Source organism: Streptomyces purpurogeneiscleroticus (assembly GCF_020024005.1).
Lineage (GTDB): Bacteria > Actinomycetota > Actinomycetes > Streptomycetales > Streptomycetaceae > Streptomyces > Streptomyces purpurogeneiscleroticus.
Map to the genome: position 1 here is coordinate 1 of NZ_NHSG01000367.1, position 13802 is coordinate 13802.

Here is a 13802-nt window from a genome sequence, read left to right on the forward strand (position 1 = left end):
CCCACCCCCGGGGACCGCTTCGAGCTCCACACCACCGACCTGGCCGACCTGGCCGGCCAACTCGGCAACGCCTAGGCACAGCGTCACCCCCGCGGGTGCCCAGCACCCGTGGCAGCGCCCGAAAACGTGGCCCGTTCGGCGTATCGTATGTGCCCCTGCAAGTGGCCATGGGACGGGTGCGATGGCGGTGGGATTCAGCCGGTGCAGTGGCGGTCTTCCTGCCGAGCTGACCGGTTTTGTCGGTCGTAGGAAAGAACTCGCCCGTGTGCGCGGGATGCTGGCCGAGTCGCGGCTGGTGACGCTCATGGGGCCGGGCGGCGTCGGCAAGACGCGGATCGCGCTGCGCACGGCCGCCGCCGTCAGGGCGGACTTCGCCGACGGGCTCTGCGTGGCCGAGCTGACCGCCCTGCGCGACCCCGAGCTGCTGCCCGGCGCTCTGTGTACGCTGCTCGGCGTCCCACCGCAGTCCGCCGCCGAGCCCCTGGACGCCCTCGTCGAGCATGTGCGGGAACGGCGGCTGCTGCTGATCCTGGACACCTGTGAGCATCTGGTCGACGCCTGCGCGATGCTCGCGGACATCGTGCTCGGCGAGGCGCCCGGAGTGACCGTGCTCGCCACCAGCCGCCAGCCACTGGACGTACCCGGCGAGCATGTCTTCCCCGTGCCGCCGCTGCCCCTCGATACGGCCGTCGAGCTGTTCGCGCAGCGTGCCGCGGCCGTCATTGCCGGTTTCACCGTCACGGACGGGAACCGCGCCGACGTCGAGACCGTGTGCCGCCGCCTGGACGGCATCCCACTGGCCATCGAGCTGGCGACCGTACGGCTGCGGGCCGTGGGACTCAAGCATCTGGTGGCCCTGCTGGAGGAGCGCTTCCGGGTGCTGGCCGGCGGCCGCCGCACCGAGCCGGCGCGTCATCAGACGCTGCGTACGGCCATCGGCTGGAGCCACGAGCTGTGCACGGACGCCGAACGGCTGCTGTGGGCACGGATGTCGGTCTTCGCGGGTTCGTTCGACCTGAGCGCGGTACGGGAGGTGTGCCGCGACACGTCGTTGTCCGCCGATGAGGCGGTCGAGACGCTGATCGGGCTGGTCGACAAGTCCGTCGTCACACGGCTCGACGAACCCGCTGACCCGGACGACCCCGATGGCCGCGAGGAGTGCACCCGATACCGGCTCCTCGACACGATCCGCGAGTACGGCGCCGAATGGCTCGCGAGTCTCGGTGCAGAGGAGGAAACCGCCTGTCTGGAGCGCCACCTGGTGTACTTCAGGGCACTGGTCCAACGCCTCGAGAACCGCTGGTGCAGCAGCGAGCAGGTCGAGCTCTTCCGGGCGGTGAACCGCGAGCACGCCAACGTACGGGCCGCGCTCGGCTACGCCTGCCGGCGGGCAGGAGGCGCCTCGGAGGCGCTGGCCTTCGCGGTCTCGCTCGGCCACTACTGGGCCTTCGGATCGTATTTCAGCGAGGGGCGCCGCTGGCTGACGCGGTGCCTGGAGCAGGCGCCCGATCCGGTACCGCAGCGGGCGGACGCGCTGCGCCTGCTGTGCTACTACGCCGTCCGGCAGGCCGACGCCACAGCGGCACGGGCCGTGATCCAGGAGTGCCGGGCCATCGCCCAACAGCTCGGCAGCAAACGCCTGTTGGCCTACACCGATCACTACTCGGGGTCCGCGCACTGCAGCGGCGGCGAAACGGCCACCGGCTTCGCCTTCTTCGACGAGGCCGTCGAGCAGTTCCGGCGCCTCGGCGACCGCTCGGCCCTGGCGGTGACGTTGATGGACTACAGCTGCTTTCAGGCCATGGACGGGGACCCGCACAGGGCGCTGGCGCTGGCCGACGAGTCCCTGACGTACCTCGCCGAGCACCCGGGAGAGTCCTGGACCCGCGGCTATCTGGGCTTCGCGCAGGGCCTGGCGCACTGGCGGGTCGGAGACATCGCGGCGGCCTCGTCGGCCACGCGGGCGGCCACCCGGCAGAAGTACCGCATGGCCGACAAGTTCGGGGTGGAGGCCGGGCTGGGCATCCTGGCCTGGCTCGCCGCGGACCAGGGCCGGTACGACCGCACGGCCTGGCTGGTGGGGGCGGCCGAGGAACTGGGGGAGGACATGCACGCCTGCCTGCTCGGGCTGCGGGTGCTGACCGGCGCTTACGACGGCGCACGGGCCGAGGCCGCCCGGAAGCTGGGCGCGGTGCGCTTCGAGCGACTGCGTCGGCGCGGCGCCGAGCTGCCGGTACGGGAGGCGGTCGACCTCGCCGAGGCGGACACGGGCACCCCCGGCACGGTGCCGTCCGCCCGTGCCGAGCGGCGCACGTGCGACACCCTGACCCGCCGCGAGCGCGAGGTCGCCGAACTGGTCGGCCAGGGCCTGTCCAACCGTGAGATCGCCGAGCGGCTGGTGATCTCCAAGCGCACCGTGGACGCCCACGTCGAGCACATCCTCGGCAAACTCGGCTGCTCCTCCCGGACGGAGATCGCCCGCACCCTCGCGGAGCTGGGCCTCTAGGGACCGGGGACGCTCGTTGCCGTCCCCGGCCCGCGGCGGGCTCGACGGGTCAGCGGTTGCCGGCAGTCCCCGTCCCGGTGAGGCGGATGTCGCGGGAGGAGGAGCCGACGTATACCGGGCGAGGGGCGGTCGGGAGTACCCAGCGCTGGTTGTCGGTGTCCCAGTAGGACAGTTGGCGGGCGGAGACGCGCACGCGGACGCGACGCGACTCACCAGGGGCCAGGTCGAGGCGCTCGAAGCCGGCCAGCGACCTCGCCGCCATCTCGACGGGCGCGCCGGCAGCGGGGCCGACGTAGACCTGGGGCACCTCGGCGCCCCTGCGCCGGCCGCGGTTGGTCACGGTGAAGGCGACCTCCAGGCCGTCGCCCGCGCCGCGCACCGACAGCCGGTCGTAGCCGAACCTCGTGTAGGACAGGCCGTGGCCGAACGGGAAGAGCGGTTCGATGCCTTCCCGGTCGAAGTGGCGGTAGCCGACGAAGATGCCTTCGGTGTACGTGACGGTGTTGTCGACGCCGTAGTAACGCTCGGGGTGGGCGGGGTCGAGGACGGGATGGTCCGCTTCCTTCCGCGGATAGGTGACGGTGAGCTTCCCGCCCGGTACGGCCTTGCCGAGCAGCAGATCGGCCGTGGACCAGCCGCCTTCCTGGCCCACATAACCCGCCAGCAGGATCGTGCCGACCTTGTCCCGCCACGGCATGGTGACCGGGTCGCCGACGTTGAGGACGACGATGACGTTGCGGTTCGCCGCGGCGACCGCCTCGATCAACTCGTCCTGGTGGGAGGGCAGGGCGAGGGTGGTGCGGTCGCCCGATCCGCCGGTGGTCCCGCCCGAGCCGTTGAAGGCGAAGACCACGGGAGTGTGCACCTTCTTGGCGAGCCGCGCCGCGGCCTTGACGTCGGCGGCGCGCCGCTCGGGAGTGACCCAGGCGAACCGCACCTGGACCGGGCCCCGGCCGTGGACGCCCTTCGCCCAGCCGGTAGCGGTGATCCCGACCCGGTACTCCTTGCCGGCCTCCAGCCGCGCCGTGGCCTGGCCGTTGTCGAGACCGTCCGTGGTCGGCACGATGCTCGACCACTTGCGGGCGAAGCCGTCGCGCGCGGTGCCGGCCGAGGCGATCTCGCGGCCGTCCAGGGTGAGCTTCGCCGCCGCGCCCCATGCCTGGATCTTGAGCGCGTACTCGCCGCTGCTCGGCGGCGTCAGCGTGCCGGTCCAGGAGCAGGAGGAGCCTGCGGGGAGCGCCGCGTCACCGGTGAAGTCGACGGCCGGGTCCACGGTCGGGTCCGCGGCGGCCTCGCCGCCGTCCGCGGGCTTGCGGGTCAGGCCGTGTCCCTCGCCGCCGGCCGGGGTGAGGACCGAGGCCGGTACGGCGGTGCCGGTGAGATCCACCCCGACCGAGTACGAGACGTCGTGGCCGTCGCCGAGCGTCTTCTTCAGCGCGTCCAGCGGGCTGACCATGCGGTCCTCGAAGCCGTAGGCCCGCTCGCCGGCCACGGAGACCGCCACCTGGGCGGCCGTCGGGCCGATCAGCGCGAGCGAGGCGAGTGCGGACCGGCTCAGCGGGAGGCCGCCGTCGTTCGCCAGCAGTACGGCGCCCTGGGCCGCGACCTTGCGTGCGGTGCGGGCGCCGGCCTCGACATCGATGGTCTGAGGGGCCGGCTTGCGGGTGCCGTCCAGCATGCCGAAGCGGTCGTACTGGCCGAGGATGCGGCCGACGGCGGTGTCGAGCGCCGACTCGGGGACGGTGCCGTCCTCGATCGCCTTCTTCAGCGGGGCGCCGAAGAAGGAGCCGTCCGGCATCTGCATGTCGAGGCCGGCCTCCAGCGAGATGCTGTGCGTGGCGCCCCAGTCGGAGGTGACGAAGCCGTCGAAGCCCAGCTCGCCGCGGAGGATGCCGGTGAGGGTCGTCCTGTTCTCGGCGTTCCACTCGCCGTTGAGGTGGTTGTAGGCCGCCATGACGGAGGCGACACCGGCTTGTACCACGGCTTCCCAGGCGGGCAGATAAATTTCGTGCAGGGTGCGGTCGTCGACCCGGAAGTCGAAGTTGGCCGCCGGGTCGTCGGGGCGGGTGCGGTCGAACTCGCCGTAGCGCTGGTTGTTGGCCAGGTAGTGCTTGGCCTGGGCGAGCATGTCCTGGGCCTGGATCCCCTGGACCTGGGCCGCGGCGAGCTGTCCGTTGAGGTACGGATCCTCGCCCGTCTGGTCCTTGTTGCGGCTGAAGTACGGCGCGCGGGACAGCTCCATCTGCGGGGCGAGCTGGAGGTCCAGCCCCAGGGTGCGGCCCTCGCGGCCGAGCAACTCGCCGTATTCACGGGCCAGTTCGCGGTCGAAGGAGGCGGCGAGCGTGGCCACCGGAGGCAGGCCGGTGGCGGAGGCGACGACGTTGACGCCGGCCGGCCCGTCGGTCAGCCGGAGTTCGGGGATGCCGAGGCGCGGAACGCCGGGGAGGTACCCGGCCTGGCCTAGCCGTTCGGGGTCGGTCGCTCCGTGGACGAGGGATATCTTCTCGTCGAGGGTGAGTCTGCCGAGCAGCTTCTTGATCCTGCGGTCGGCGGTGGGCGCCGCGGCGGCGGGCGCGGCCGCGCCGAGCGGCCCCATGGCGGCGAGCAGGGCGACGGCGGCCGCGGTGCCGCCGAACTGCTTGAGGAGATCGCGGCGGCTGTGCCCGGAACCGGCGGGCACGGCCGGTGACGGGGAGTTGTGCGAGGGGGCAGGCACGGGGAGGTCTCCTTCACAACGCGGCTCGTCGAGCTGTACGGCTTCGCGCCACGCGTGCCTCGCTGCGGGCGTCGTTGCCCGCGTGGCGAAAGATCCGGGCTCCCGCGATCCCGGGCAGGGGTGTCGGCCGCTGCTGTTGCTTCAGATGCTTCTGTCGCTTCAGGACTTGAAGCGTCCGAGTGCTGCAGCAGGGCTTGATTAGCGGTGATTGTTGAGGCTTTGACGAAAGCAGTCAAGACCTCTCACAAAAACGCACTGATCGACCTGACGCAGGTTCACTACTTGAATACCTCGGCCCGCGCGCCGCCCCGGCGGCCGCTGGCGCCGATGGGGAGCTGATGCACCGTCAGAGAGACAGGGCCGCCCTGGATGCCGCGAGTGCCTGCTCCGCGTAGCCGCGGCCGAAGAGCACCGTGTGCACCAGCAGGGGGAAGAGCTGGTGCAGGCCGATGCGGTCCGCCCAGCCGTCGGCGAGGGGTGCCGTGGCCTGGTAGCCGCCCAGTACGCGGTCCAGGTGCGGGCAGCCGAAGAGATGGAGCATGGCCAGGTCGGTCTCGCGGTGTCCGCCGTGCGCGGCCGGGTCGATCAGCCAGGCGTCGCCGTCGGCGCCCCACAGCACGTTGCCGTTCCACAGATCGCCGTGCAGCCGGGCGGGCGGCTCGGCCGGGCCCGTCAGCTCGGGCAGCCGCTCCACCACGCGCTCGATCACGGCTGCCTCGGTGGGGCGTACCGTGCCGTCGTCGACCGCGCGGCGCAGATAGGGCAGCACTCGGTACTCGCCGTACCAGCGCGGCCAGTCGGTGCCGGGGACGTTGCGCATCGGGGCGAGTCCGATGGTGGCGTCCTCGGGCCCGCCGGGGGGCGGGGCGCCGAACGCGGGCGCGCCGGCGGCGTGCAGGGCGGCCAGGTCGCGGCCGAAGCGGTCCGCGGCCGCCGCGCTCGGCCGGCCGGCCGCCACCCGGTCCATCACCAGCCAGCGCCCGTCATGGCCGTGCACCGCCGGGAGCCGGACCGTGCCGGCCTCGGCCAGCCAGCGCAGCCCGGCCGCCTCGGCCCGCACCGCGCCGGGGTCGTCGCCGCGCTTGACCATCACCGTCCGCCCGCCGTCGAGCGTGACCTCGGCGAGCGCGGCGGACATCCGCCGTTCACCGGTTGCCGACTGCCGGGTGAGCCGGGCCGCCACGGCCCCCGGGCCCTCGTCACCCGCCGCCCCCGGGCCCGCGGTCATGCCTCGTCCTGGCGCTCGCGCTCCGAGTCCAGGCGCTCGGCCTCCGAGTCCAGGCGCTCGCGTACCCAGGCGAGCAGGCCGGGCGTCGAAGCTTCGATCATGGCCAGCATCTCGTCGAAGCCCTCCGGACCGCCGTAGTACGGGTCCGGCACTTCCCGCTCGCCGGCGGCCTGCGGGTCGAAGGACCGCAGCAGCCGGATACGGGACGGATCCGTGACCATGCGGCGCAACGCCTTTTCATGGCCGCGGTCCATCGCCACGAACAGATCGGCGTCCAGATGCTCGGCACCGATCTGGGCCGCGATGTGCCGGGTCGGATAGCCGTGCCGCGTCAGTACTTCGCCGGCCCGCTCGTCGATCGGCTCGCCGGCGTGCCAGGGGCCGATGCCGGCGCTGCTGACCCGTACCGCGTCGTCCAGTCCCGCCCGGCGCAGCTGTTCGCCGAAGACCAGCCCGGCCGACGGGGACCGGCAGATGTTCCCGCTGCAGATGAAACAGATGTGCACGGCTCCAGCCTACGGCCGCCGTTGTCCCCGCTGCCGCCGCCCCGCGCCGGTCACCGGCAACAGCGGGCGACGCCGTTTATTTTCCGTGCTCACTTCGCGCATTCAATAGACTGGCGGAGCGATGACGAAAACGGGGGCAGGGGTTGTGGACACCGTGCAGGTGACGCTCTGGGGGGACCGTATGCAAGGGGCGGCGGCAGCCATCGCGTAATTCCGGACCGACCGCAGTGAGCGGAAGTGCCCGTCCCGACGGAGGCTGTGCTGAACGCCGACCCCGGCGCCCGCCCCCGATGACTGAGCTACGAAATCCAGTGAGGTGTGCCCGACCATGATCGAACCCGCGAACGCCGGGGGCGTGGACTCTCCGCCCGGCAGTTCCCCCGCGCGCGCTCCCGTGCGCGCTTCCGTACTCATAGCCGTGCTGGTCGTCTCGGCCTTCGTGATGATCCTCAATGAGACGATCCTGAGCGTCGCCCTGCGCGACCTCACCGTCGACCTGGGCATCTCCACCACGACGGTGCAGTGGCTGACCAGCGGCTTCCTGCTGACCATGGCCGTGATCATCCCCATCACCGGCTTCCTGCTCGAACGTTTCACCGCGCGCCAGGTCTTCCTGGCCTCGCTGACCCTGTTCAGCGTGGGCACGCTCGTCAGCGGCCTCGCGCCCGGGTTCGGGGTGCTGATGGCCGGGCGCGTGGTGCAGGCGTGCGGCACCGCCGTCATGCTGCCGCTGCTGATGACCTCGGTGATGCGCCTCGTACCGTCCGAGAAGCGCGGCGCGACGATGGGCACGATCAGCATCGTCATCGCGGTCGCCCCCGCTGTGGGGCCGACGGTGGGCGGTGCGGTGCTCGCCTCGCTGGGCTGGCGCTGGATGTTCTGGATCGTGCTGCCGCTCGCGGTGGCCGCGCTCGTCATGGGGGCGGTCTGGATGCGCCTGGACAGCGAGACGCGCAAGGTGCCGCTGGACCTGCTCTCGGTGGTGCTGTCCGCCGTCGGCTTCGGCGGCGTTCTCTACGGCCTGGCGACCGTCGGCGAGTCCGGCGGCGGGGAGCACGCGGTACCGCCGTGGATCCCGATCGTGGTCGGCCTCGCCTCGCTGGGCGTGTTCGTCGCACGCCAGCTCAGCCTGCAGCGCGCGGACCGCGCCCTGCTCGACCTGCGCCCGTTCAGGACCCGTTCCTTCACTGTGGCGCTGGTCCTGTCGGCGCTGCTGTTCATGTGCCTGCTGGGCGTCGGGTCGATCATGCTGCCGCTGTACCTCCAGACCGTGCTGCACACCAGTACGTTCGTCAGCGGTCTGGCCGTCCTCCCCGGCGGGCTGCTGCTCGGCCTGCTGGGTCGTCCGGTGGGGCGGCTGTTCGACCGCTTCGGCGCCCGCCCGCTGGTGATTCCGGGCGCGCTGGCCCTCGCCGTATCGATGTGGCTCTTCACGTTCCTCGGCGCCGGCTCGCCGCTGGCCGCGGTCATCGCCATCCACATCCTGCTGATGGCCGGGCTCGGGCTGATGATGACGCCGCTGATGACCGAGTCCCTGAGCGCTCTGGACGACCACCTGCATTCCCACGGCAGCGCGATCCTCGCCACGCTTCAGCAGGTCGCGGGCGCGTTCGGCACGGCCGTCTTCGTCACCGTCGCCTCCCTGAGCACCTCCGACCCGTCGGGGGCACCCGACGCCGGCGGTCTGCGCACGGCGTTCATGGTCGCCGGCGTCATCGGTGTGCTCGCGTTCCTCGTGTCGCTGTTCGTCAGCGGCACGAAGCGGCCCGCCAAGCTGCACTCCACCCCGGCCGCCGACAGCGGAACCGCCGCCGACAGCGGAACCGCCGCCGACTCCGGAACCGCGGCGGAAGCGGAGGTGGAAGCCGACGTCGTCGAGCGCACTCCCTAGCCGCCAGGCTCCGCCCCCTAGGGGACTCCCCGTACATCTCCAAGGTGATCGCCCAGCCCTCCGTACATCCCTCGGCGGACCCAGATAACCGCAGGTAGAGGGACGAATGGCGGGGTCCGGGCCGCATAGCGTCGAGCCTCGACGACCGACATGACCAGGAGGCTCGCGATGTACGGGAAGGCATTCGCTCCGGAGTATCAGGGGGAGCTGGGGGCGGAGTTGAGTGTGAACTCCTCGTACGAGGACGTGCTCGTCGCGGCGCGGAGAGTGCGGGACGCGGCCGGGACGCCGGGGGATGCCGCGCGGGCTGCGCTCGCGGAGGCGGAGGCCGGGCGGCGGCTCGGGCGCGTGGCGGAGGCGGAGGACGCGTGGCGGGCCAGTTACCGCAGCGCGCGGGCCGCGCGGGACGCCGGTGGGATGGCCTGGGCGTTGTGGAGCGGCGGTACTCTCGCCCGTCAGCGCGGGCGCCTCGCGCTGGCCCGTCGGCTGCTCGCCGCGGCCGTGGAGCTCGCCGACCGCGGCGGCGACCGCCTCGCTCACGGGTACGCGCTGGCCGGGCTCGCCGAGACCGGCCGGATACAGGGCGACTACGAGGCCGTCGCCGCGCTGCACGAGGAACTGCTGGCGCAGGCCAGGGCGCACGGCGAGGCCCGGCACATGGTGTGGGCGATGTCGGGGATCGCGCAGATGCACCGCAACAAGGGGGAGTACGGGAAGGCGCTGGAGCTGTTCGAGGAGTCGGTGCGGATTGCCGAGGGCGCCGACGACGTGCGGGGGCTCGCGTGGTCGTTGCGCGGGGTCGCCGATGTGCGGTCCGTTCTGGGGGCGACGGAGGAAGCGTTGCGGCTGCTCAGCAAGGGGGAGGAGCTGTGCCGGGATCTCGATCTCGCCGGCGCGCTGGCGTACAACCACAAGATGCGCGGGAACGTGCTGTACCGGGCCGGGCGGTACGAGGAGGCCCGTGCCGTCTACCGGGGCGCGTTGGAGGAGTTCCGGGCCATGTCCGAGCCGCGCGGCAGCGCGCTCGCGCGGCTGGGGCTGGTGAAGTCCCGGGCGCGGACGGGATGGCCGTACGACGAGGTGCTCGCCGAGCTGGACGACGTCGAGCGCGAGGTCACCCGGATCGGGCTGCGGCACGCACGCGACATGGTCAGGGCCTTTCGCGCAGAGCTGTCGGCGGAAAGAACTGCCGTACCGGCTCCCGGTGCCACCACGCGCCGGTCTCCCGCAGTTCCCGCCAGGTCGTGAAGCGGTAGCGGTAGAACAGCGCCCGTACGTGCCGGGGCGGCGCGTCGGGGAAGGGGTTGCGGCGGAGCAGGCGCAGGGTGTCGCGGTCGTTTTCGAGGAGACGTTCCAGCAACGGGCCGAACCAGCGGCCCGCGTACCCCGGCGACAGCGCCGCGAACCACATCAGCCAGTCCAGCCGCAGATGGTACGGAGCGTAGGGGCGCGGCATCCGGCGCACATCCCCCGGCTTCCCCTTGAAGTCGTACTCCCGCCACTCCGTGTCCTCAGTGATCACTTCGTCCGCCGTGCCTTCGATGACCACCTCGTGCCGGATACGGGTGATGGAGCCGAATGCGCCGTACGCGTTGACCAGGTGCAGCGGCTCGAAGGACGTGTTCATCCGCTGCCGGCGGGAGAGCAGGTTGAGCGCCGGGCGGTAGCTGAGGACCAGGACCCCCGCGGTCGCGGCGATGACCACGATCTCGTACCAGAGCGGGGGAGGGGCGAGGTCCGACGACGGGCCCGCGAGGCCGCCGAGGCCGACCGCCGAGGCGTCCACGACGGACACCGCGATCACGATCGTCGCCCAGTTCAGCCAGGCGAAATTACCGGAGAGCACCAGCCACAGCTGGGTGACGATCATCGCCAGCGCCGCCCAGGTGGCGATCGGCTGCGGGGTGAAGAGGAGGACGGGCGCGAGGAGTTGCGCCACGTGGTTCGCGGCCGTCTCGACGCGGTGCAGCGGCCGCGGCAGATGGTGGAAGAACCAGCTCAGCGGGCCCGGCATGGGCTGCGTCTCGTGGTGGTAGTACAGGCAGGTCAGGTCGCGCCAGCACGGGTCGCCGCGCATCTTGATCAGCCCCGCGCCGAACTCCAGCCGGAACAGCAGCCAGCGCAGCAGCCACAGGACGAGGACGGGCGGCGCGGTGCGCGCGTTGCCCAGGAAGACCGCCAGCGCGCCGGTCTCCAGGAGCAGCGTCTCCCAGCCGAAGCCGTACCAGGTCTGCCCGACGTTGACGATCGAGAGGTACATCGCCCACAGCACGGCCCACCACACCATCGCCGCCCACAGCGGCACGGCGTCGGCGGCGCCCGCCAGCACGGCCGCCGCCAGCAGCGCCCCCGCCCACGCCCAGCACGCGAAGAAGCGGTCCGAGAAGCGCCAGTGGAAGACCGACGGCGCCGCCCGGAACGGCACGCGGCGCACGAAGTCCGGTACCGGAGTCATGCCGCGCTCCCCGATCAGCGCCCTGAACTGCAGCGCCGCCGACACGAACGCGATGATGTACAGCGCGGCCAGGGCCCGCTGGAAGACCAGCCGGCCCAGCCAGTACTCGGGTGCCGGGAACCACTCCATATGCCTATCCGTAGCACCGCGTCCGGCCCGGCGCCCGGCATCGGCCGCCCGTGTCTCCGCACCGCCGCCGGACGCGGCCGTACGGGGCGCGACCGCACGCCGCCGGGGTGGCTGAAACGGGCCGTACGAGGGCACTTTCTCCGGCCTGTAACCCGATCGACGGTAATTACCGCGCAGCGGGGAACTCATGTCGTTAGGCTGAGGGCGACGGACGACCTGTCTGGGAGATGCCGACATCCTCGGCCCGTCGCGGGATGCGCCACGAACCATGGCCGAACTCCCGGTTATGACATACGGCGCCACCGCGTCAAGTACCTCATCCCTTTGGCTAAGGAGTGCGTGGTGGCACCGGAACAGACGATCAGCAAGCAGCCCCGACCGAAGCAGGGCGAGCGCCAAGGGCGCATCCGGGAGGTGCGGAACCTCGAGGTCTGGAGCCGCTGCGCCCCGGTCCACCTGGCGGGCTGCGACGACGAATCGACGGCTGAGCAGCACATCTTCCGCGGGATCGACTGACGCGTCGGCTGCTGACGCGTACGGCCGGCCGGAGTCCCGGCCGGCACCTCTTCGGGCCGTCGGCTACGGACGGCGGCCCAGCAGGCAGAGCAGCCGGGTCTGCTCGTCGGCGCCCGGCGGCGGCTCGATCGCCGGCGCGAAGAGCCCCGATTCGCCGAGGTCCTTTGCATACGGCTCGACCTCCCGCAGCGCCGCGGTCACCAGCTCCTTCGGCAGCTCCTCGGACGCGCCGACCGCCCGTGACAGATCCCAGGCGTGCACGACCGCGTCCATCGTCATCTGACTGCAGTACGCGGCCGCGCCGGTCGGTCCGTACGACAGATGGACCCGGCGGTTCAGTGCGCCGGGCTCGGTGAACGCCGCGACCGCGGCCACCGCGGCGCGGTCCCAGGTCGCGACCGGGTCCTCGCCCAGCACGTCGCCGCTGAAGTCCTCGCCGACCTCCTCGATGGTGGCACCGTCCCGCACCAGCCGCGGCACCCACAGCTGCTCGGCGGTGAGGTGGTTCACCAGGTCGCGCACTGTCCAGTTCGTGCACGGTGTCGCGGCGTCCCACTGGTCGTCGCCCACCGCGTGGATGCGGTCCCCGAACAGCTCGATGGCCTGGCCGTGCCGGCGCAGAATGTCGTTGGGCTTCATGCCTCCGAGCATAGGAGCGGGCTCCCGCGGCGGCCTGCCGACGCGCGCCCGCCCTGCTCCGTTCGCCTCGCTGACGCACTGTCAGCACTCCCTGGACAACGCACCGGGTGACCGGATTGCGGCCGTGATGCGCTGTGAACCGGCCTATCTGGAGGTCACCACGGCCGCCGCCCGGGCGGGCCTCTCCGCGGCCCCGGTTACGCCGGGACCTTGTCCGGGACGATCTGGAGCTTGCGGCCCGTGCCGCGCTTGAAGGTCTCCAGGGCCTCGGCGTACTCGTCCAGCGCGAACTGGTGGGTGATCATCGTCTCGGAGTCGATGACGCCCTTGCCGAGCAGCTCCACGGCGCGCCCGTAGCTGTGCAGGATCGCCATCGAGCCGACGATGCGGATCTCGTCGTTGTAGATCCGGAACGGCGAGAACTTCGCCAGCTCCTGGTCGGGGGCGCAGCCGAACTGCTGGAACGTGCCGCCGCGGATCGGCCGGGTCAGCCCGTCCTCGATGGCCTTGATGTTGCCGGTGCAGTCCGTGACGACCTCCCAGCCCAGCCGCCGCTCCAGGTCGTCCGCGCTGGTGGCGACGTGGTCGGCGCCGAGCTTCTTCGCCACCGTGAGACGGTCCTCGTTGATGTCCACGACGGAGACGGAGCCCGCCCCGGCGCGCTGGGCGACCTGCATGTACAGCAGGCCCATGGTGCCCGCGCCGTAGATCAGGAAGTTGTCGCCGAGCTTGGGGTCGACGATGTCGAAGCCGCGCACGATCGTCGACAGCGGCTCGATGAGCGGGGCGTGCCGCAGCTCGACGGTCTCCGGCAGCCGGTAACAGTTGCGGGCCGGTACCTTCACGTACTCGGCGGCGGCGCCGTCCACGGTGATGCCGATCGTGCCCCACTGCTCGCAGAGGTTGCCGCGGCCGATGGCGCAGAAGTGGCACGCGCCGCAGTAGATCGCCGGGTCGGCGGCGATCTTGTCGCCCTCGGCGAAGGCGGTGACGCCCTCGCCCACCGCGACGATCTCGCCGGAGAACTCGTGCCCCGGGATCACCGGGTACCGGGTGGGCCCGAACTCGCCCGCCAGCATGTGCACATCGGTACCGCACAGCCCGGCGGCGGTGACCTTGACGACGACCTCGCCGTGGCCCGGCGCCGGGTCCGGCACGGTGGTCACGGAGAGCTTGTGCGGTTCCTCGATGACGACTGCGCGCATGGTGCTCACAC

General features: G+C 71.9%; 10 protein-coding genes. 4 read left to right on the plus strand and 6 right to left on the minus strand.

Going from position 1 to position 13802, the window contains the following annotated elements; all coding sequences use genetic code 11:
- Window positions 1–274 precede the first annotated feature (274 nt).
- Entirely contained in the window at window positions 275–2506 is a 2232-nt protein-coding gene (locus CCS38_RS25820) for an ATP-binding protein (RefSeq protein WP_223735722.1), read from the plus strand.
- Window positions 2507–2555: 49 nt separating this feature from the next.
- Here CCS38_RS25820 and CCS38_RS25825 read toward each other — a convergent pair whose 3' ends face one another.
- The 3 genes from CCS38_RS25825 to CCS38_RS25835 form a co-directional block, all read right to left on the minus strand.
- Complete coding sequence (locus tag CCS38_RS25825; protein WP_223735714.1) at window positions 2556–5222, minus strand: glycoside hydrolase family 3 protein; 2667 nt, start codon at window positions 5220–5222, stop codon at window positions 2556–2558.
- A 346-nt stretch (window positions 5223–5568) separates the two neighbouring features.
- Entirely contained in the window at window positions 5569–6450 is an 882-nt protein-coding gene (locus CCS38_RS25830; protein WP_223735715.1) for a fructosamine kinase family protein, read from the minus strand.
- On the minus strand, window positions 6447–6956 hold the full coding sequence (locus CCS38_RS25835) for a low molecular weight protein-tyrosine-phosphatase (protein ID WP_223735716.1): 510 nt from the start codon (window positions 6954–6956) through the stop codon (window positions 6447–6449). The genes CCS38_RS25830 and CCS38_RS25835 overlap by 4 nt, the downstream gene beginning before the upstream one ends.
- Before the next feature lie 328 nt (window positions 6957–7284).
- Here CCS38_RS25835 and CCS38_RS25840 point away from each other — a divergent pair, with 328 nt between their 5' ends.
- Complete coding sequence (locus CCS38_RS25840) at window positions 7285–8847, plus strand: DHA2 family efflux MFS transporter permease subunit (protein WP_223735717.1); 1563 nt, start codon at window positions 7285–7287, stop codon at window positions 8845–8847.
- 168 nt (window positions 8848–9015) lie between these two features.
- Complete coding sequence (locus tag CCS38_RS25845; RefSeq protein WP_223735718.1) at window positions 9016–10095, plus strand: tetratricopeptide repeat protein; 1080 nt, start codon at window positions 9016–9018, stop codon at window positions 10093–10095.
- On the opposite strand, the gene CCS38_RS25850 is transcribed toward CCS38_RS25845, so the two are convergent.
- Complete coding sequence (locus tag CCS38_RS25850; RefSeq protein WP_223735719.1) at window positions 9998–11431, minus strand: lipase maturation factor family protein; 1434 nt, start codon at window positions 11429–11431, stop codon at window positions 9998–10000. The genes CCS38_RS25845 and CCS38_RS25850 overlap by 98 nt on opposite strands.
- Window positions 11432–11773: 342 nt before the next feature.
- On the opposite strand from CCS38_RS25850, the gene CCS38_RS25855 reads away from it, so the two are divergent.
- The gene (locus tag CCS38_RS25855; protein WP_223735720.1) at window positions 11774–11947 is read left to right on the plus strand and encodes a hypothetical protein; all 174 of its coding nucleotides are present in this window, start codon (window positions 11774–11776) and stop codon (window positions 11945–11947) included.
- A gap of 63 nt (window positions 11948–12010) precedes the next feature.
- On the opposite strand, the gene CCS38_RS25860 is transcribed toward CCS38_RS25855, so the two are convergent.
- Together CCS38_RS25860 and CCS38_RS25865 are read right to left on the minus strand one after the other, a co-directional pair.
- Window positions 12011–12586: a TIGR03086 family metal-binding protein gene (locus CCS38_RS25860; RefSeq protein ID WP_223735721.1), complete on the minus strand. Its 576-nt coding sequence runs from the start codon at window positions 12584–12586 to the stop codon at window positions 12011–12013.
- Window positions 12587–12783: 197 nt separating this feature from the next.
- Complete coding sequence (locus CCS38_RS25865; RefSeq protein ID WP_223735723.1) at window positions 12784–13791, minus strand: zinc-dependent alcohol dehydrogenase family protein; 1008 nt, start codon at window positions 13789–13791, stop codon at window positions 12784–12786.
- Window positions 13792–13802: the final 11 nt, after the last annotated feature.

Coding starts and splice junctions, on each gene's coding strand:
- CCS38_RS25820 (WP_223735722.1), top strand. CDS start 275: ATGCTGGCCGAGTCGCGGCTGGTGACGCTCATGGGGCCGGGCGGCGTC.
- CCS38_RS25830 (WP_223735715.1), bottom strand. CDS start 6,450: ATGACCGCGGGCCCGGGGGCGGCGGGTGACGAGGGCCCGGGGGCCGTG.
- CCS38_RS25840 (WP_223735717.1), top strand. CDS start 7,285: ATGATCGAACCCGCGAACGCCGGGGGCGTGGACTCTCCGCCCGGCAGT.
- CCS38_RS25845 (WP_223735718.1), top strand. CDS start 9,016: ATGTACGGGAAGGCATTCGCTCCGGAGTATCAGGGGGAGCTGGGGGCG.
- CCS38_RS25850 (WP_223735719.1), bottom strand. CDS start 11,431: ATGGAGTGGTTCCCGGCACCCGAGTACTGGCTGGGCCGGCTGGTCTTC.
- CCS38_RS25860 (WP_223735721.1), bottom strand. CDS start 12,586: ATGAAGCCCAACGACATTCTGCGCCGGCACGGCCAGGCCATCGAGCTG.
- CCS38_RS25865 (WP_223735723.1), bottom strand. CDS start 13,791: ATGCGCGCAGTCGTCATCGAGGAACCGCACAAGCTCTCCGTGACCACC.